The 19,321-nt window shown below is 60.8% G+C and carries 17 protein-coding genes; 12 read left to right on the top strand and 5 right to left on the bottom strand.

The window, feature by feature from the left end; translation table 11 throughout:
- Positions 1 to 124: 124 nt before the first annotated feature.
- The gene (nadB, locus tag IAE33_RS22985) at positions 125 to 1,735 is read right to left on the bottom strand and encodes an L-aspartate oxidase (protein ID WP_201165432.1); all 1,611 of its coding nucleotides are present in this window, start codon (positions 1,733 to 1,735) and stop codon (positions 125 to 127) included.
- Between the two features lie 435 nt (positions 1,736 to 2,170).
- Here nadB and rpoE point away from each other — a divergent pair, with 435 nt between their 5' ends.
- The 10 genes from rpoE to pdxJ all read left to right on the top strand — a co-directional run bounded on the left by rpoE (position 2,171) and on the right by pdxJ (position 12,073).
- A complete protein-coding gene (gene rpoE, locus IAE33_RS22980; RefSeq protein WP_003252049.1) occupies positions 2,171 to 2,752 on the top strand; it encodes an RNA polymerase sigma factor RpoE in 582 nt (193 codons plus the stop codon).
- Positions 2,753 to 2,783: 31 nt separating this feature from the next.
- Positions 2,784 to 3,374: a sigma-E factor negative regulatory protein gene (locus tag IAE33_RS22975; protein ID WP_201165430.1), complete on the top strand. Its 591-nt coding sequence runs from the start codon at positions 2,784 to 2,786 to the stop codon at positions 3,372 to 3,374.
- A 12-nt stretch (positions 3,375 to 3,386) separates the two neighbouring features.
- Positions 3,387 to 4,346: a MucB/RseB C-terminal domain-containing protein gene (locus IAE33_RS22970; protein ID WP_201165423.1), complete on the top strand. Its 960-nt coding sequence runs from the start codon at positions 3,387 to 3,389 to the stop codon at positions 4,344 to 4,346.
- Positions 4,347 to 4,563: 217 nt separating this feature from the next.
- Entirely contained in the window at positions 4,564 to 5,946 is a 1,383-nt protein-coding gene (locus IAE33_RS22965; protein ID WP_371262518.1) for a DegQ family serine endoprotease, read from the top strand.
- A 182-nt stretch (positions 5,947 to 6,128) separates the two neighbouring features.
- Positions 6,129 to 7,928 carry a translation elongation factor 4 gene (lepA, locus tag IAE33_RS22960; RefSeq protein ID WP_201165419.1) on the top strand — a complete coding sequence of 600 codons (1,800 nt, stop codon included), beginning with the start codon at positions 6,129 to 6,131 and terminating at the stop codon, positions 7,926 to 7,928.
- A 5-nt stretch (positions 7,929 to 7,933) separates the two neighbouring features.
- The gene (gene lepB, locus IAE33_RS22955; protein ID WP_060483079.1) at positions 7,934 to 8,788 is read left to right on the top strand and encodes a signal peptidase I; all 855 of its coding nucleotides are present in this window, start codon (positions 7,934 to 7,936) and stop codon (positions 8,786 to 8,788) included.
- 158 nt (positions 8,789 to 8,946) lie between these two features.
- Complete coding sequence (gene rnc / locus IAE33_RS22950) at positions 8,947 to 9,636, top strand: ribonuclease III (RefSeq protein WP_028633676.1); 690 nt, start codon at positions 8,947 to 8,949, stop codon at positions 9,634 to 9,636.
- The gene (era, locus tag IAE33_RS22945; RefSeq protein WP_028633675.1) at positions 9,629 to 10,531 is read left to right on the top strand and encodes a GTPase Era; all 903 of its coding nucleotides are present in this window, start codon (positions 9,629 to 9,631) and stop codon (positions 10,529 to 10,531) included. The genes rnc and era overlap by 8 nt, the downstream gene beginning before the upstream one ends.
- Before the next feature lie 75 nt (positions 10,532 to 10,606).
- On the top strand, positions 10,607 to 11,290 hold the full coding sequence (gene recO, locus IAE33_RS22940; protein WP_201165417.1) for a DNA repair protein RecO: 684 nt from the start codon (positions 10,607 to 10,609) through the stop codon (positions 11,288 to 11,290).
- A gap of 60 nt (positions 11,291 to 11,350) precedes the next feature.
- Positions 11,351 to 12,073 carry a pyridoxine 5'-phosphate synthase gene (pdxJ, locus tag IAE33_RS22935; protein WP_236407300.1) on the top strand — a complete coding sequence of 241 codons (723 nt, stop codon included), beginning with the start codon at positions 11,351 to 11,353 and terminating at the stop codon, positions 12,071 to 12,073.
- Positions 12,074 to 12,099: 26 nt separating this feature from the next.
- Here the strand turns inward: pdxJ and cmoB are convergent, their stop codons facing one another.
- Both cmoB and cmoA read right to left on the bottom strand, forming a co-directional pair.
- A complete protein-coding gene (cmoB, locus tag IAE33_RS22930) occupies positions 12,100 to 13,056 on the bottom strand; it encodes a tRNA 5-methoxyuridine(34)/uridine 5-oxyacetic acid(34) synthase CmoB (RefSeq protein WP_201165415.1) in 957 nt (318 codons plus the stop codon).
- Positions 13,053 to 13,796, bottom strand: coding sequence for a carboxy-S-adenosyl-L-methionine synthase CmoA (gene cmoA, locus IAE33_RS22925; protein WP_201165414.1), 744 nt, complete (start codon positions 13,794 to 13,796; stop codon positions 13,053 to 13,055). Before cmoA ends, cmoB begins: the two co-directional genes overlap by 4 nt.
- Before the next feature lie 172 nt (positions 13,797 to 13,968).
- Here cmoA and IAE33_RS22920 point away from each other — a divergent pair, with 172 nt between their 5' ends.
- On the top strand, positions 13,969 to 15,198 hold the full coding sequence (locus IAE33_RS22920; RefSeq protein WP_201165413.1) for an alpha-xenorhabdolysin family binary toxin subunit A: 1,230 nt from the start codon (positions 13,969 to 13,971) through the stop codon (positions 15,196 to 15,198).
- Position 15,199: 1 nt separating this feature from the next.
- The gene (locus IAE33_RS22915; RefSeq protein WP_201165410.1) at positions 15,200 to 16,135 is read left to right on the top strand and encodes an alpha-xenorhabdolysin family binary toxin subunit B; all 936 of its coding nucleotides are present in this window, start codon (positions 15,200 to 15,202) and stop codon (positions 16,133 to 16,135) included.
- 4 nt (positions 16,136 to 16,139) lie between these two features.
- Here the strand turns inward: IAE33_RS22915 and IAE33_RS22910 are convergent, their stop codons facing one another.
- Positions 16,140 to 16,532, bottom strand: a complete 393-nt coding sequence (locus IAE33_RS22910; protein ID WP_201165408.1) for a protease inhibitor I42 family protein — start codon at positions 16,530 to 16,532, stop codon at positions 16,140 to 16,142.
- 101 nt (positions 16,533 to 16,633) lie between these two features.
- Positions 16,634 to 19,054 (bottom strand): endopeptidase La, encoded by a 2,421-nt coding sequence (gene lon / locus IAE33_RS22905; protein WP_201165407.1) that lies wholly within the window; start codon positions 19,052 to 19,054, stop codon positions 16,634 to 16,636.
- Positions 19,055 to 19,321 lie beyond the last annotated feature (267 nt).

Below are 19,321 nucleotides of genomic sequence, written 5' to 3'. Positions count from 1 at the left end.
CGGGAGCGGGGCGGCTTTGGTTACTTTGGCCGCGACCAAAGTAACCCGCCGTAAGGGCGGAAAGGTGACTAAGCGCCACCTGCGCTAAAGAATGTTATTCCGCTTGAGACGCAACTAATCTGATTCAAACTTCCCCGGGACTCAGCACAGTATCCTTGGCCTCCCCCAGCACTCCAGGATAATCCAACGTATAATGCAACCCCCGACTCTCCTTCCGCCGCATCGCCGATAAAATCATCAGCTCCGCCACCTGCGCCAAGTTCCGCAGTTCTATCAAATCCCTGCTCACCCGGTAATTACTGTAGAACTCGTCAATCTCATCCAGCAGCAGCCTTACCCGATGCTGGGCCCGCTGCAACCGTTTGCTGGTCCGTACGATCCCCACGTAGTCCCACATGAACCGCCGTAACTCGTCCCAGTTATGCGCAATGATCACGTCCTCGTCCGAATCCGTCACCTGGCTCGCGTCCCACCCCGGTAATGCCACCGGCATGGGCACCGCTTCCAGGTGCGCCTGAATGTCCGCTGCCGCCGCGCGGCCGTAGACGAAACATTCCAGCAGCGAATTGCTGGCCATGCGGTTGGCGCCATGCAGCCCGGTAAAGCTCGTTTCGCCAATGGCATAAAGCCCCGGCACATCCGTATGGCCACGCTCATCCACCATCACCCCGCCACAGGTGTAATGTGCCGCCGGCACCACCGGGATTGGTTGACGCGTGATGTCGATACCAAAGCCCAGGCAGCGCTCGTATACCGTCGGGAAATGGCTCTTGATGAATTCCGCAGGCTTGTGCGTGATGTCCAGGTACACGCAGTCCACCCCAAGGCGCTTCATCTCGTGGTCGATCGCCCTGGCCACGATGTCCCGCGGCGCCAGTTCCTCACGCGGGTCGAACCGCGGCATGAAGCGCTCGCCGTTGGGCAGGCGCAGCAGGGCGCCTTCTCCACGCAGCGCCTCGGTTATCAGAAAACTCTTGGCCTGTGGGTGGTAGAGGCAGGTGGGGTGGAACTGGTTGAACTCCAGGTTCGCCACCCGGCAACCTGCACGCCAGGCCATGGCGATGCCGTCGCCGCAGGCACCGTCCGGGTTGCTGGTGTAGAGATAAACCTTGGCTGCACCGCCTGTCGCAAGCACCGTGAACCGGGCGCCGTAGGTATCGACCTGGCCCGTGTTGCGATCCAGTACATAGGCCCCCAGGCAACGCTCGCCGGCAAGGCCCAGGCGCCGCTCGGTGATCAGGTCTACCGCTACGCGCTGTTCCAGCAGCTCGATGTTGGGGCGCTGCCTGGCTTGAGCGAGCAGAGTGGTGAAGATGGCGGCACCCGTGGCGTCTGCGGCGTGGATGATCCGCCGGTGGCTGTGGCCGCCCTCGCGGGTAAGGTGGAACTCGAAGCCACCGTCGTCGACGCCGTGGTGGTCGTCCCGGGTGAAAGGCACGCCCTGTTCGATCAGCCATTCGATGGCTTCGCGGCTGTGCTCGACGGTAAAACGCACGGCCGCTTCATTGCACAGGCCGCCGCCGGCATTGAGCGTATCTTCGACGTGGGACTGTACCGTGTCGGTGTCGTCCAGTACCGCTGCTACACCGCCCTGGGCCCAGAAGGTCGAGCCATTGGCCAGGTCGCCCTTGCTGAGCACGGCAACGCGCAAGTTGCCGGGCAGGTTCAGTGCCAGGCTGAGACCCGCAGCGCCGCTGCCGATCACCAAGACATCATGTTGGAATTGTTGGCTCATGTCGGGACACTAGTAATCTTCTGGAAGGGCGCGGCACAATAGTCACGCGCCGATGGCATTGTGAAACTATCGTGAACCTGGCCGGGTTGCCTTTATAGCAGCCTCAGGTAGCCAATTTCCATGCCACTTGCCAGGTAGCGGCAACCTTCGTGGGAACTTTCCGGCGTCGCCGGAAATCCTATGAAGGCTGCCTGCACGCCAACAATTTGCCGCGGCGACGCACGGCGGTAGCTCCCAACGGGCTCACACCTGCGTATTCGTAACCTGATTATCGACGTTGCCGGTCAGTTCCGTGCTACGTCTTCCGTGCACGCCGATCAAGGGCTGCAGGAAACTTGCTTGGAGGGGAGAACTTTTGCGCAAAGCCCGAGTCTATGGTTGCAAGCCTGAGCGATGGCCATTGCAGCGCTCCTTCGAGTTTACCGAGGAGTGTTCATGCTAACCCAGGAAGAGGATCAGCAGCTTGTCGAGCGTGTGCAGCGTGGTGACAGGCGAGCTTTCGATCTGTTGGTGCTGAAGTATCAGCACAAGATTCTCGGGTTGATCGTGCGGTTTGTCCACGACACCCACGAAGCCCAGGATGTTGCACAGGAAGCCTTTATCAAGGCGTACCGTGCGCTTGGCAACTTTCGCGGTGACAGTGCGTTCTATACGTGGCTGTACCGTATCGCCATCAACACGGCGAAAAATTACCTGGTGTCACGCGGTAGGCGGCCACCAGACAGTGATGTGAGCTCCGAGGACGCGGAGTTTTACGATGGCGATCATGGCCTCAAGGATCTTGAGTCTCCAGAGCGCTCGTTGTTGCGGGATGAAATCGAAGGCACCGTCCATCGGACCATCCAGCAGCTCCCGGAGGACCTGCGTACGGCATTGACCCTGCGTGAGTTCGACGGACTGAGTTATGAAGACATTGCCAGTGTCATGCAATGTCCGGTGGGTACCGTGCGCTCTCGGATTTTCCGCGCTCGGGAGGCCATAGATAAAGCCCTGCAGCCTTTGTTGCAGGAAACCTGAGACAGCGGCTACAGCCAAGAGAGGAACAGCCATGAGTCGTGAAGCTTTGCAGGAATCGCTGTCCGCGGTGATGGATAACGAAGCGGATGAACTGGAACTGCGTCGGGTGTTGAACGCCGTCGACGAAGCCGAAACCCGTGCCACCTGGTCGCGCTACCAGGTTGCCCGCGCAGCCATGCACAAGGAATTGTTGCTGCCTAACCTGGACATCGCCTCGGCCGTGTCCGCAGCACTGGCTGATGAGGCCGTGCCGGTCAAGGTCAAGCAAGGCCCATGGCGTACTGTCGGCCGCCTGGCTGTTGCAGCCTCCGTCACCCTTGCTGTGCTGGCAGGTGTGCGCATGTACAACCAGGACGACATCACCGGTGCCGAGCTGGCCGCCCAGCAACCTGCCCAGCAGGGTGTAACTGTTCCGCAGGCTCAGGGCCCGGCAGTGCTGGCTGGCTATAGCGAAAGCAGCGAGCAGGCTACCGGCCCGATGGCCAACGGTGTGTTGCAGAACCAGGCTGGCTGGGACCAGCGCCTGCCGGGCTACCTGCGCCAGCACGCTCAGGAGTCCGCGCTGAAAGGGACTGAAACCGCTTTGCCTTACGCTCGCGCAGCCAGCCTGGAAAATCGTTAAGTAGGGAGGACCATGCGCGCGCTACCCCTTCTGTCGCTGCTGGTCTGCAGCTGCATGGCGGTGCCAGCGTTGGCAGCCAACTCGTCGCCCGAGGCGAACGAGTGGCTTACCAAGCTGGCACAAGCCGAGCAAACCCAGAGCTATCAGGGCTCATTCGTCTACGAACGCAACGGTAGCTTCTCTTCCCACGATATCTGGCACAAGGTCCAAGGCGGCAACGTCAGCGAGCGGCTGCTGCAGCTCGACGGCACCGCCCAGGAAATTGTGCGCGTCGACGGCAAGGTACGGTGTGTAGGTGGCGGCCTTGCCAGTGATGTGACGGCGCCGCCCGACACTGCCCCGCGTGTGCTGGACCCTCTGAAACTGATGGGCTGGTACGACCTGGCCATGTCGGGCAAGTCTCGGGTGGCTGGGCGTGATGCTGTAGTTATCACCCTCACGCCACGCGACCAGCACCGCTACGGTTTCGAACTGAATCTGGATCGCCAGACCGGGTTGCCGCTTCGCTCGCTGATGCTCAACGAGAAAGGCCAGCTGCTGGAGCGCTTCCAGATGACCCGCCTTGAGCCCAAGGTGCCTTCTGATAACGATCTGCACCCCAGCGCTTCGTGCAAGCCGGTTGCGGCCGCCGCGCCAGCGGGCAGCCCTGTTTCTGGCTGGCGCTCAGACTGGCTGCCGCCTGGCTTCGAGCTGATCAACAGCGCCGTCCGTCGCGAGCCAGGGAAGGGCAGCACGGTAAGTACCCTGATGTATGACGACGGCCTGGCCAGGTTCTCGGTGTTCCTTGAGCCTGTGAAGGACGAAGCGGGTGCCGATGTTCGTACCCAGCTGGGCCCGACTTCAGCTGTGTCGCGTCGCCTGAACACGCCGAAGGGCAAGGTGATGGTAACCGTGGTAGGGGAAATACCCCTGGGTACAGCAGAGCGCGTGGCATTGTCGATGCGGCCGCAGGATGCCCAGGCCAGTCAATGACGGCGGGCACTGCACACACGCTGTGCAGGCTTTTGAAACGAAATTAACGCATTGTCATTTGCAATCCGTCGGCAAATTTTCTATAGGTCAGGCTTCTGGGAGCCTGACCTTTTGCTGCGTCGTGCAGGGGCCTTTCTAAACTACCGCTCGTTGTGACGGGAGCCGTATGTCAATACCACGCTTGAAATCCTATCTATCGCTGTTCGCTGCTGTGCTGATGCTCGGCCAGGTGCTGACCGCCCAGGCCGAGGAAGCCCTGCCGGACTTCACCACGCTGGTCGAGCAGGCTTCGCCGGCTGTGGTCAACATCAGTACCAAGCAGAAGCTGCCGGACCGCCGCATTGCCGCTGGGCAGATGCCTGACCTCGAAGGCCTGCCGCCGATGTTCCGCGAGTTCTTCGAGCGCAACATGCCCCAGCAGCCGCGCTCCCCGCGTGGCGATCGCCAGCGCGAGGCGCAGTCGCTCGGCTCGGGCTTCATCATTTCCAGCGACGGCTATGTGCTGACCAACAACCACGTTGTGGCCGATGCCGACGAAATCATCGTGCGCCTGTCTGACCGCAGTGAATTGCAGGCCAAGCTGGTGGGTACCGACCCGCGTACCGACGTAGCCCTGCTCAAGGTCGAGGGCAAGAACCTGCCGACCGTCAAGCTGGGGGATTCCGAAAAGCTGAAGGTCGGTGAGTGGGTGCTGGCCATCGGTTCGCCGTTCGGCTTCGATCACTCGGTCACCAAAGGCATCGTCAGCGCCAAAGGCCGGACCTTGCCAAATGACACCTATGTGCCGTTCATCCAGACCGATGTGGCCATCAACCCGGGTAACTCGGGTGGCCCGCTGTTCAACATGAAAGGCGAGGTAGTGGGTATCAACTCGCAGATCTTCACCCGTTCCGGTGGTTTCATGGGGCTGTCGTTCGCCATCCCGATCGACGTGGCCATCGACGTGTCCAATCAGCTGAAAAAAGACGGCAAGGTCAGCCGTGGCTGGCTGGGTGTGGTTATCCAAGAGGTCAATAAGGACCTGGCCGAGTCGTTCGGCCTGGAAAAACCCGCCGGTGCCCTGGTGGCCCAGGTACTCGAAAACGGCCCGGCAGCCAAGGGTGGCCTGCAGGTAGGTGATGTGATCCTCAGCATGAATGGTCAGCCGATTGTCATGTCTGCCGACCTGCCGCACCTGGTCGGTGGCCTGAAGGACGGCGAAAAGGCAAAACTGGACATCATCCGCAATGGCAAACGCCAGACCCTGGATATCAGCGTGGGTGCACTGCCGGATGACGATGCCGATATCGCCCCTGGCAGCGACACCAGCGTGGAACGCAGCAGCAACCGCCTGGGTGTTGCCGTGGCGGACTTGACCGCCGAGCAGAAGAAGTCCCTGGAGCTCAAGGGCGGCGTGGTCATCAAGGAAGTGCAGGATGGCCCGGCAGCCATGATTGGCCTGCGTCCCGGTGATGTCATCAGCCACCTGAACAACCAGGCCATCGGTTCGGCCAAGGAGTTCACGCAGATCGCCAAGGAACTGCCGAAAAACCGTTCGGTGTCCATGCGGGTACTGCGGCAGGGTCGCGCCAGCTTCATTACCTTCAAGCTCGCTGAATAAGGCGTTTTGACAGGCGAAGAAGGGCAGCGATGGCTGCCCTTTTTCATGAATGTTCACAATTGGGCTGGCGGATGCTGCCGACGGTTGGGCAGAGGAATCTCCCATCTGCCAGCTGCTTAAGGTACAATTGCCGGCTATTTTTCGGCGGGCGTCCGGCTCGCAGCCTTTTCGAGTGTTGACCTGTGAGTGATTTGAGTCATATCCGCAATTTCTCCATCATCGCCCACATCGACCATGGCAAGTCGACGCTGGCCGACCGTTTCATTCAGATGTGCGGTGGCCTGACGGCGCGCGAAATGGAAGCCCAGGTCCTCGATTCCATGGACCTGGAGCGCGAGCGCGGCATCACCATCAAGGCCCACAGCGTTACGCTCAACTACAAGGCCCAGGACGGTAAGGTCTACCAGCTCAACTTCATCGACACCCCCGGCCACGTCGACTTCACCTACGAGGTTTCGCGTTCGCTGGCAGCCTGTGAAGGTGCCTTGCTGGTGGTCGACGCGGGCCAGGGTGTCGAGGCACAGTCCGTAGCCAACTGCTACACAGCAATCGAGCAGGGCCTTGAGGTCATGCCGGTGCTGAACAAGATGGACCTGCCCCAGGCCGACCCGGACCGGGTGAAGGACGAGATCGAGAAGATCATCGGCATCGATGCTACCGACGCCGTGGCCTGCAGTGCCAAGAGCGGCATGGGCGTGGACGAAGTGCTCGAGCGCCTGGTGCATACCATCCCGGCACCCGAGGGCGACATCGACGCGCCGTTGCAGGCGCTGATCATCGATTCCTGGTTCGACAACTACCTGGGCGTAGTCTCGCTGGTGCGTGTGCGCCACGGCCGCGTCAAGAAAGGCGACAAGATCCTGGTCAAGTCCACCGGCAAGCTGCACCTGGTCGACAGCGTCGGTGTGTTCACCCCGAAACACACCCAGACCGCCGACCTGAAGGCGGGCGAGGTAGGCTTCATCATCGCCAGCATCAAGGACATTCATGGTGCGCCAGTGGGCGACACCCTGACGCTGTCCACCACGCCTGAAGTGCAGGTGCTGCCAGGCTTCAAGAAAATTCAACCGCAGGTCTACGCCGGCCTGTTCCCGGTCAGCTCGGATGACTTCGAAGACTTCCGCGACGCGCTGCAGAAGCTCACGCTGAACGACTCGTCGCTGCAGTACATGCCGGAAAGCTCCGATGCACTGGGCTTCGGTTTCCGCTGCGGCTTCCTGGGCATGCTGCACATGGAGATCATTCAGGAGCGCCTGGAGCGTGAGTACGACCTGGACCTGATCACCACGGCGCCCAGCGTGATTTACGAGCTGGAACTGAAAACCGGTGAAACCATTATCGTCGACAACCCGTCGAAGCTTCCGGACGTCTCTGCCGTCACAGACTTCCGTGAACCGATCGTCACCGCGACTATTCTGGTGCCTCAGGAACACCTGGGTAACGTGATCACGCTGTGCATCGAAAAGCGCGGCGTGCAGCGTGACATGCAGTTCCTCGGTAGCCAGGTGCAGGTGCGCTACGATATGCCGATGAACGAGGTGGTGCTGGACTTCTTCGACCGCCTCAAATCCACCAGCCGCGGCTATGCTTCGCTGGATTATCATTTTGATCGCTATCAGTCGGCCAACCTGGTCAAGCTGGATGTGTTGATCAACGGTGACAAAGTCGACGCCCTGGCATTGATCGTGCACCGCGACAACGCAGCCTACAAAGGCCGTGCGCTGACCGAGAAGATGAAGGAGCTGATTCCTCGGCAGATGTTCGATGTGGCGATCCAGGCAGCCATTGGCGGCCAGATCATTGCCCGGACCACTGTCAAGGCACTCAGAAAGAACGTACTGGCCAAATGTTACGGTGGCGACGTTAGCCGTAAGAAAAAGCTGCTGGAGAAGCAGAAGGCCGGTAAGAAACGCATGAAACAGGTGGGCAACGTGGAGATTCCACAAGAAGCCTTCCTCGCCGTGCTCAGGTTGGATAGCTAGGTCCTATGTCGCTAAATTTCCCGCTGTTGCTCGTCATCGCCGTGTTCGTATGCGGTCTGCTTGGCTTGATCGACTTGCTGTTCCTGGCGCCGCGGCGTCGTGCAGCCATCGCTAACTATCAGGGCAGCGTAAGCCAGCCGGAAGTAGCGGTGGTCGAGCGCCTGAACAAGGAGCCGTTGCTGGTCGAGTACGGCAAGTCGTTCTTCCCGGTGTTGTTCATCGTGCTGGTGCTGCGCTCGTTTCTGGTTGAGCCGTTCCAGATCCCTTCGGGGTCGATGAAGCCGACCTTGGAAGTGGGCGACTTCATCTTGGTGAACAAGTTCTCCTACGGCATTCGCCTGCCGGTGATTGACAAGAAGGTGATCGAAATCGGTGACCCTCAGCGGGGCGATGTGATGGTGTTCCGCTACCCGAGCGATCCGAATGTCAACTACATCAAGCGTGTGGTTGGCCTGCCAGGTGACCAGATCCGTTACACCAATGACAAGCGTCTGTTCGTCAATGGCCAGCCCATTGCCGAGCAACTGGTGGGCACCGAGCCGGGCACCTTGGGTAGCGCAGAGCTGTACAAGGAAAAACTCGGTGCTGCCGAGCACCTGATCCGCAAGGAGATGAGCCGTTATCGCATGCCACCGGACCAGCAATGGACCGTGCCAGCAGGCCATTACTTCATGATGGGCGACAACCGCGACAACTCCAACGACAGCCGCTACTGGGATGACCCGAATATTCCCAAAGAACTGCACGGCATGGTTCCGGACCGCAACATTGTCGGCAAGGCATTTGCCGTCTGGATGAGCTGGCCTGAGCCGAAACTCAGCCACCTGCCCAACCTTTCGCGGGTCGGCCTGATCCATTGATACCCTTCGGCGCTGTCCAGCAGACAGCGCCGAATGCATTTCTGACATAGGCTGTGTCTCAGGGATGGGAGATTCGCCGCACGTCGCGGCCGCCACAGCCAAACAGTCTTTCAGGATGTTGATTTGAACAACGCGTTTAACAACGATCGGGTGGTCGCATGAGTGCTTCCCTTGCCCATCTTGAGCGAAAGCTCGGTTACACCTTCAAGGACCAGGACCAGATGCTCCTGGCCTTGACCCACCGCAGCTACGCCGGGCGCAACAATGAGCGCCTGGAGTTTCTAGGCGACGCCATTCTTAATTTTGTTGCGGGCGAGGCTCTGTACGAGCGCTTCCCGCAGGCCCGCGAGGGCCAGCTGTCGCGCCTGCGGGCACGGTTGGTCAAGGGTGAAACCCTGGCCCGCCTGGCTCGTGGTTTTGACTTGGGCGAATACCTGCGCCTGGGCTCCGGTGAGCTCAAGAGCGGCGGCTTCCGCCGGGAATCGATCCTGGCCGATGCCTTGGAAGCCCTGATTGGCGCCATCTACCTGGATGCCGACATGGAAACCGCCCGCGAGCGTGTGCTGGCGTGGCTGGCCAACGAATTCGAAGGCCTGACGCTGGTCGACACCAACAAAGACCCGAAAACCCGCCTGCAAGAGTTCCTGCAGTCGCGCAGCTGTGAGCTGCCGCGTTATGAAGTGGTGGATATCCAGGGCGAACCCCATTGCCGTACCTTCTTCGTCGAGTGCGAAGTGGTGCTGCTGAACAACAAGAGCCGTGGTCAGGGCGTCAGCCGGCGTATCGCCGAGCAAGTCGCTGCCGCGTCCGCACTGATCGCCCTGGGCGTGGAGAATGGCAATGACTGAGAACACCCCGACCCGTTGTGGCTACGTCGCCATCGTTGGCCGGCCGAACGTCGGCAAGTCGACGCTGCTCAACCACATCCTGGGTCAGAAGCTGGCCATTACCTCGCGCAAGCCGCAGACCACGCGCCACAACATGCTCGGCATCAAAACCGAGGGTGACGTGCAGGCCATCTACGTCGATACCCCCGGCATGCACAAGGCCAACGACAAAGCCTTGAACCGCTACATGAACCGCAACGCCTCGGCCGCCCTGAAGGATGTCGATGTGGTGATCTTCGTAGTGGACCGTACCCGTTGGACAGACGAAGACCAATTGGTGCTCGAGCGCGTGCAGTACGTGACCGGGCCGGTCATCCTGGCGGTCAACAAGACCGACCGCATGGACGAGAAGGCCGAGCTGATCCCGCACCTGCAATGGCTGCAGACGCAATTGCCGAATGCCGAGATCGTGCCTATTTCTGCGCAGCAGGGGCATAACCTCGAGTCGCTGGAAGCGTTGATCGCCAAGCACCTGCCGGAAAACGAGCATTTCTTCCCGGAAGACCAGATCACTGACCGCAGCAGCCGGTTCCTGGCCGCCGAACTGGTGCGCGAGAAAATCATGCGCCAGCTGGGTGCAGAATTGCCCTATCAGATCACGGTCGAGATCGAGGAATTCAAGCAGCAGGGCCACGTGCTGCACATCCATGCGCTGATCTTGGTCGAGCGGGATGGCCAGAAGAAAATCATCATTGGCGACAAGGGCGAGCGTATCAAGCGCATCGGCTCCGACGCACGCAAGGACATGGAAGTGCTGTTCGACGCCAAGGTCATGCTCAACCTGTGGGTCAAGGTGAAGGGCGGCTGGTCTGACGATGAACGTGCCTTGCGCTCGCTGGGTTACGGCGACCTCTGACGCTGTTGCAATAGCGGCTTGCCCCTCGGCCTAGCCGCTTCCCTAGGGCTCGAAACCTCGAGCAAGTGACCCTCCATGGATCAACCAGTCGGGCAGCCTGCCTACGTGCTGCATAGCCGGGCCTACAAGGAAACCAGTGCGCTGGTGGACTTCTATACCCCGCAAGGTCGCGTACGTGCAGTTCTGCGCCGTGCACGGGGTAAGGGTGGCAGCCTGGTGCGCCCCTTCGTCCCCCTGGAGGTCGAGTTGCGCGGGCGGGGTGAACTCAAGACAGTCGGCCGGTTGGAAGGGGCCGGCACTGCGCTCTGGCTGCATGGCGATGCGGTATTCAGCGGTTTGTACCTCAACGAGCTGCTCATGCGCCTGCTACCGGCCGAGGCGCCGTCCCCCGAACTGTTCGACCACTATGCCCAGACCCTGCAGGCGCTGGTGGCTGGGCGCGCGCTGGAACCGCTGCTACGGGCATTTGAGTGGCGGCTGTTGGATGAGCTGGGCTATGCCTTCTCGCTGCAAAACGACGTCAATGACCAGCCTATTACTGCCGAGGGCCGTTACCGCCTGCGGGTGGATGCGGGCTTGGAGCGGGTGGAGCTGGTACAGCCTGGCCTGTTTGGCGGTGCAGAATTACTGGCGTTGGCCGAGGCTGATTGGGATGTACCCGGTGCACTGCTGGCTGCCAAGCGCCTGATGCGTCAGGCGCTGGCGGTTCACCTGGGGGCAAGGCCGCTGGTTAGCCGTGAACTGTTTCGCAAGCGCTGATCACGACGTATGCTGTAGCGCTCAAACTTAGGAGAGCGTTTCGTGACTCACAGCAACCGCATGCTTCTCGGCGTCAACATCGACCACGTGGCAACCCTGCGTCAGGCCCGAGGCACGCGCTACCCTGACCCGGTCAAGGCAGCCCTGGACGCCGAGGAAGCAGGCGCCGATGGCATCACCGTGCACCTGCGAGAAGACCGCCGCCACATTCAGGAGCGCGATGTGCTGCTGCTCAAGGACGTGCTGCAGACGCGCATGAACTTCGAGATGGGCGTTACCGAAGAGATGATGGCGTTCGCCGAAAAACTCCGCCCCGCCCACATCTGCCTGGTGCCCGAGACGCGTCAGGAACTCACCACCGAGGGTGGCCTGGACGTGGCCGGGCAGGAAGCGCGTATCAAGGCCGCAGTCGAGCGCCTGGCCCGCACAGGGGCAGAAGTGTCGTTGTTCATCGATGCTGACGAGCGGCAGATTGAAGCTTCGCGCCGGGTCGGCGCCCCTGCCATCGAGTTGCACACCGGTCGTTATGCCGATGCCCACACGCCCACCGAGGTGGCTCAGGAGCTTGAGCGTATTGTGCAGGGGGCCGCATTCGGTATTGACCAGGGCCTGATCGTGAATGCCGGCCACGGGCTGCATTACCACAATGTCGAAGCCATCGCTGCGATCAAGGGTATCAACGAACTGAACATTGGCCATGCCTTGGTGGCGCATGCCCTGTTCGTTGGTTTCAAGGCTGCGGTTGCGGAAATGAAAGCGCTGATTCTTGCTGCATCACGCTAACCATCAGTTGCGGCCTGCCGGGCAATTCACTTGCGCGCCAGCAGGGTCGCCCGGCGTGGCGCTGGCAGCCCTTCCACGGTCTTGCCATGGTCGTCAGGGTCGAGGAAGTCGCTGAGCGACTGGTAGCGCATCCACTCCGTGCTGCGCTGTTCCTCCACACTCGTGACGCTGACATCGACGCAGCGCACATCGCTGAAACCGGCGCGCCGCAACCAGCGCGCCAACGCCGGTACCGACGGCAAGTACCACACGTTGCGCATCTGTGCGTAGCGGTCTTCTGGCACCAGCACCTGCTGTTCGTCACCTTCGATCACCAAGGTTTCCAGCACCAGTTCGCCCCCTTTGACCAGGCAATCCTTGAGCGCAAGCAGGTGCTCGATGGGTGAGCGGCGGTGGTAGAACACGCCCATGGAGAAGACCGTATCGAACCCCTCCAGGTTGGCCGGAAGGTCTTCCAGTGCGAACGGCAGGTGCCAGGCGGGCAGGTCTGGCAGGTAGCGCTGCACGGCCTGGAACTGGCAAAAGAACAGCCAGTTGGGGTCGACACCCACCACCAGGTCGGCCCCCGCGCCCAGCATACGCCATTGGTAATAACCATTACCGCAGCCCACATCGAGCACGCGCTTGCCCTTCAGGTTCAAGTGCGGGCCCACCCGCGACCACTTCCAGTCCGAGCGCCATTCAGTGTCCACCTGCACGCCGAACAGGTCGAAGGGCCCTTTGCGCCAGGGTGAGAGCCCCATCAGTGCCTGGCGCATCTGCACACGGCTGGCGTCATCGCAGGCGCAATCCAGGCGCAGGCCATTGACCAGGTCGACCTGGCTGGCCTGCAGGGCAGGCAGGGCGTCGAGTGCGCCCCGCCAGCGGTCCAGGTCACCGTGGCCTTTTTCCAGTTTTGCATCCAGTTGCGCTTGCAGGCCTTGTGACCAGCTAGCCAGGGGCGTGCCCGCCAGGCGGCGGACAAGGGGGGAGAGATCAATCATGGCAGGGCTATCAACGAGGCAAAATTGAGGCATTGGAACCACGGCACCACGTTGGAAAAACCGGCCGCCAGCAGGCGCTCGCGGTGGGTATCCAGTGTGTCCGGGCGCATCACGTTTTCAATGGCACTGCGTTTCTGGGCGATTTCCAGTTCGCTGTAGCCGTTGGCACGTTTGAAGTCCAGGTGCAGGTCGTTGAGCAGGCGCTGTTGCTGGGCATCGGCGAAACAGAGTTTTTCGGACAGGATCAGGGCGCCCCCGGGCAGCAGTGACTGGCGAATGCGCGCCAGCAGCTCCAGACGTTGCTCCGGGGCGATGAACTGCAGCGTGAAGTTCAGCGCCACCACCGATGCAGGCTCGAACGGCAGTGTGAGGATGTCGGCTTCCAGCACCTGCACGGGCAACAGTTCCTGGAACATCGAGTCCTGGGCCGTGAGGTACTGGCGGCAGCGTTCGACCATGGCGGCAGAATTGTCCACCGCGATCACCCGGCAGCCGTCGCTGCGCACATGACGGCGCAGCGCCTGGGTGACTGCCCCCAGCGATGCGCCCAGGTCATACAGGGCACTGCCGGGCTGGGCGAAGCGTGCGGCCAGCACGCCCAGGTTCTCGACGATGGTCGGGTAGCCGGGGACCGAGCGCTTGATCATGTCCGGGAACACCTGCACCACGTCTTCGTTGAAGACGAAGTCGGGTACCTGCTCCAGGGGCTGGGCGAAGAGGCGGTCGGGTTGTTGGCTCACGGCGGGCTCGATGCACGGTAAAACGGGGGCGTATTTTATCGAATGGGCAGGCTTCTTGCCATGGCAACCTTTCTGGGTACCGCTATTCACACCCGCTGCAGCGCACTTTCGCACACTGATAAGTTAGCCAGATGAATGTGATGCCGGTATGAAAGTTTGATACTCCCCGCTCATGGCCCTGATGAATAAACCATCAGGGACTTCATTGAATGATTGGGGTATTGCTATGCACGACGATTCACCCATAGAGCAGATGGACAATATTTCCAGGGTCAAGACACTGCCCGCACAGTATTTCGCTTTTATTGAGAGCCGATTAGAAGGCGGTCAGCAGGTAGGCACATTGCTGACCGCCGAGAACCTCAAGGCTATTAAGCAGTATGCCAATCAAGTGCATCAGCTACCCCGAACGCAGGCAGAGATCGAAAATGATTTCGACTACGCCACCCTTGGACTTGATGCTACCAAGGTATACGACCTGTATGTAGCATTACACCGTCATGTCTATGAGTGGGACATCCTGGAGCGAACCATCAAGCAGCTAGGCCCCGAGATCGAATCATTCGCCGACAGCCTGGTTAACCGCGGTGGCACCCTGTTGAGCAACCTGGAAAGCAGTGATGTATTCAACGCACTCAAACGGCGTAGGGCCGAGCAGGGGGAGGATGTTTACACCCGTCCGTTGAGCGAGGACGAGCGGGCTCAGGTCGCTGCTATTCTGGCAGTGGGTATCAATGAGATTGTCCGGGAGATCGAAGATACGGGGCGGCGGATTGATGACGTCGACAGGCGGGCCAACTGGTTCAACAACGAGATCAAGCGCGAGCTGAAGCCCCGTATGGTCAGGCTGTTGAGGCACTTCGACGACACTGTCTCCCTCGCCGACGTCATCGAGCGTCGCAAGCAGCTCGATCAATGGGATGAGCAGATCGAGCAGTTGAAGTCGGAATACGATGCCAATGTCGGGTACGCCTTCACCGGTATTGCACTGGGCCCCATCGGCTTGATTATTACCGGTGGTGTGTTTGGCGACAGGGCCGAAAAAATTCGCAAGCGCAAGAATGCCTTGATCGAGGAACGTGACGAACTGGCCGGCCGGCTTGGGAAAATGGTGCCAGCGATGGAAGATTTCGAGCGGGTCTCGACGCTGGTCAGGGACCTCCAGTTCCGCTGCAAGGACCTGTCCGCCGCCACCAAGCGCCTGGCCGATGTCTGGTTATACCTGGCCTCCTACGCCAAGAACTCCGTAGAAGAAGCCAAGGCGTTGGATACCATTACGCAGCTCGAGTCGTTTGTTCACGATTTTTCAGAAGTCATCAAGCCCTGGACCAAGATCGGCAATATTTGCCACACCCTGTCCGAGCTGTTCAATGAATTGATCGACGAATATGAGGATGCCTAACATGGATGTTGTCAACCTGAAAACCGCCTTGCCCGATTTCATGAAGATGCAACAGGTGCAGGAACAGATGTTCGAGCTGATCAGTATGTGGGACGGCCATGTACTTGCACGGGTGCGGGAACAACTTGATGAGTTGCGAAACTTGCTGTTGCTGGTGGAGCGCTCGTTCAAGGAATGCCTGATCGGCGGTATCGTCCTGCTGGAGGACCGGCATTTTGCCCCCTCCACGCGCACCGGGGATGCGCCCTCCAGGCTGGGGAACGTGCTGACCCGGCTCAACCAGCACCATGCGACCTTGGCTCGCTTCAACCTGCGGCTGGAGCTCTACTCGCTGTCGGCGCTGCCTGAGTCGCTGGCACACCTGCAATCACGCGCCAATCGCCTGGAGGAGCAGGCGGGCGGTTTCGACTTGCGGCTGGTTACGCTGCGAGAACAGCGCGCCGCCGTGGTGCAGGCTATCCAGGTTTTCGAGCGGCCTTCGGTCGCCAGCGCCTTCAAGGGCCTGATTCCCAGCGATGAAGAAATCGACCAACTGATGGGGCTGATCAAGGACCCGAAGGTCGATGCCGGGTTGCTCAAGTCGGTAACGGCCAAGTTGGCCAAGTATGCTGATGTGTTGGAAGGTGGCAGAACCTTCAACGACCTGAGCAACGCCCATGCACGCTTGCAGGTGAAGATCGACGAGGCTTCAAACGACCTGCAGTTGGTGCAACGTGCATTGCAGGACGCCAAGACCGAACTGCAAGCCGTCACCGAGCTTTCTGGCCTTGAAGCCTTGAAGCAGGCGTGGCTGGGTGAACTGCGCAAGGTTGAAGTGCACTGGCAGGCACAGGCCGAAAAACTCACTGCGGGCATGGCGTTGGAAGCTGCAACGCTGACGCTTCACGATCTCTGCGAGTACCTCAAAGCAGTACAGCAGGCCTATGACCGCAGTTGAACGCTCAGCGCACCACGACCTTGCAGTCGAAGGTCTGTACGGGGGGCACCTGTTTTTCCCAAGGCCGTTGGTACACCAGCCGTAAAACGGCTTTGCCCGGGGTGCTGGCCTGGAAGCGCCAGGTCGAAAGGCCGGCGCTGCCCACCACGTCTTCTTCTTGTGGGGCGCTGTACACCTCCGGGCCCAGGCTTTCGAGCGCCGGTTGGGCAGCTGACTCTACCTGCCATCGGTAGCCGGTAGACGGGTTGCTGGGCAGGGACAGGCTCAAGGCTTGGCCCACCTTCAGGTACACGGGGCATTCGCTCTCGGCATCGAGCTCGACGGGCTGGGTAGGGTGCTGCGCGCAGGCAGACAAAAGCAGTAGCCCCACAGGGGCAAGTAGGCGATAGCTGGACATAGCGGCTCCAGAGGCTGGCGACGGCCTGAGAATAACCGATTGTTGCATCCACTGAGCGGTCGAGTGGGTAAAAGGGCTGCGCGAGCAGCCCTTTAAAGGTGTCAGAACAGTATCTTGGCCACGTCGGCAAAGCGCTTGGCAAAATGCACTGTCAGCCCTTCACGCAGGTAGTCCGGTAGCTCTTCGAAGTCTCCACGGTTGGGCTCGGGCAGGATCAATTCGTGAATCTTCTGCCGGCGTGCCGCAATCACTTTTTCCCGCACGCCACCAATGGGCAGTACCTGGCCGGTCAGGGTCAGCTCGCCCGTCATGGCAACCCCCTTCTTCGGCGCCTGGTCCCGGGCCAGTGACAGCAGGGCACTGGCCATGGTGATGCCGGCGCTCGGCCCATCCTTCGGCGTTGCACCTTCGGGCACGTGCAGGTGGATGAATGCCTCGTTGAAGAAGCCTGCGTCACCGCCAAACTGCTTGAGGTTGGAGCTGACATAGCTGTAGGCGATTTCGGCAGACTCCTTCATGACGTCGCCCAGCTTGCCGGTGAGCTTGAACCCACGGCTGAGGGTGTGGATGCGTGTCGCCTCGATCGGCAGGGTGGCGCCACCCATGCTGGTCCAGGCAAGGCCGGTGATCACGCCTTTGCCTGCCAGAACCTGCTCGCTGCGGAATACGGGCATGCCCAGCGCAGCTTCCAGGTCCTTGGGGCCAATCTTGAGCTTGGCGGTGGGGTCCTCCAGCAGCTTGACCACGGCCTTGCGTACCAGCTTGCCCAGCTGTTTTTCCAGCTGCCGCACGCCGGCCTCTCGTGCGTAACCTTCGATCACCGTGCGCAGCGCGCTGTCGCTGATGCTCAGGCTGGTCTTGGCCACACCGGCCTTTTGCAGCTGTTTGGGCCACAGGTGACGCTTGGCGATGGCCAGCTTTTCTTCGGTGATGTAGCCGGAAAGCCGGATCACTTCCATGCGGTCGAGCAGCGGCCCGGGGATAGAGTCGAGGGTGTTGGCGGTACACACGAACAACACCTTCGACAGGTCCAGGCGCAAGTCCAGGTAATGGTCCAGGAAGTCGACGTTCTGCTCCGGGTCCAGGGTTTCCAGCAAGGCCGAGGCTGGGTCGCCCTGGTAGCTCTGGCCCATCTTGTCGATCTCGTCGAGCATGATCACCGGGTTCATCACTTCGACGTCTTTCAGCGCCTGCACCAGCTTGCCGGGCTGTGCGCCGATGTAGGTGCGCCGGTGCCCCTTGATTTCTGCTTCGTCACGCATGCCGCCGACACTGAAGCGATAGAACGGCCGGCCCAGGGATTCGGCGATGGACTTACCGATGCTGGTCTTGCCGACCCCGGGCGGGCCCACCAGCAGCACGATCGAACCGCTGATTTCGCCTTTCCAGGCACCGACGGCCAGGAACTCGAGGATACGTTCCTTGATGTCACCCAGGCCGGCGTGGTGCGCATCGAGCACCTTGCGGGCATGCTTGAGGTCGAGCTTGTCGTTGCCATACACCCCCCAAGGCAGGGCAGTAGCCCAGTCCAGGTAATTGCGGGTGACGGCATATTCAGGCGAGCCGGTTTCCAGAATGGCCAGCTTGCCCATCTCTTCATCAATGCGCTTACGAGCCTGGGCTGGCAACGTCTTGCCTTCGAGACGCTGTTCGAACTGCTCCAGGTCAGCGCTGCGGTCGTCTTTGGTCAGGCCCAGCTCCTGCTGGATGACCTTGAGCTGTTCCTTGAGGAAGAACTCGCGCTGGTGCTCGCCGATCTGTCGGTTGACCTCGGCGGAGATCTCGTTTTGCAGGCGCGCGACTTCCACCTCCTTGCGCAGCATGGGCAGGACCTTCTCCATGCGCTTGAGCATGGGCACACAGTCAAGCACTTCCTGTAGCTGGCCGCCCGTGGCCGAGGTGAGTGCGGCGGCGAAGTCGGTGAGCGGCGAAGGGTCGTTGGGGCTGAAGCGGTTGAGGTAGTTCTTCAGCTCCTCGCTGTAAAGCGGGTTGAGCGGCAGCAGTTCCTTGATCGCATTGATCAGGGCCATGCCGTAGGCCTTGACCTCGTCGGTGGGGTCGGCTGGCTGGCGTGGGTATTCCACCTCCACCAGATAAGGCGGGCGATGGTGCTTGAGCCAGGTGCGGATGCGTACCCGGGTGAGGCCCTGGGCCACGAACTGGAGTTTGCCGTTCTCGCGGCTGGCGTGGTGCACCTTGACCAGCGTGCCGTACTCGGGCAGCGCTTTGGTGTCGAAGTGGCGATGGTCTTCAGCTGGGGTGTCCATGAAGAACAGCGCCAGGCTGTGGTCAGGCGACTTGGCCACCAGATCCAGGGTTTCGGCCCAGGGCTCTTCGTTGACGATGACCGGCAGTACCTGTGCGGGGAAGAACGGGCGGTTGTGAATCGGGATCACATAGACCTTGTCCGGCAGTTGCTGGCCGGGCAGGGCCAGGGCGTGGCTGGTGCCAGGCTGGGCTGTGGTGTGTTCGACTTCAGCGTGGTCGTCGGGGTGTTCGGGGAGATCCTGCTGGTCGCTCATGGGGCACCTGCGTGAATGACTATGGTGCTTAGATGGGGCAGGGGGCCAAGGGTTTCAAGCGGCTGGCTGGATCGGTGGCTGATGGCGGGGGGGGCTGTGTGATTGCATGGGCTGAATCAAGATCCGCAGCAACAGCGACCTTAAATATATCCGTTTACTAACTGAAAGCACTCGACCGCTTTTGCTTCTAAGCGCGCGATAGTTCAGGCAACACAGATTGCGACTTCAGGAGGCCGAGCGTAGGGATTGCGGAGGGAGGTGACGGGC

The sequence above is a fragment of the Pseudomonas sp. S60 genome (assembly GCF_016647865.1).
Classification (GTDB): Bacteria; Pseudomonadota; Gammaproteobacteria; order Pseudomonadales; family Pseudomonadaceae; genus Aquipseudomonas; species Aquipseudomonas parafulva.
The sequence above is the reverse complement of the archived record's forward strand: the minus strand, read 5'-3'. Positions and strand labels throughout refer to the sequence as shown.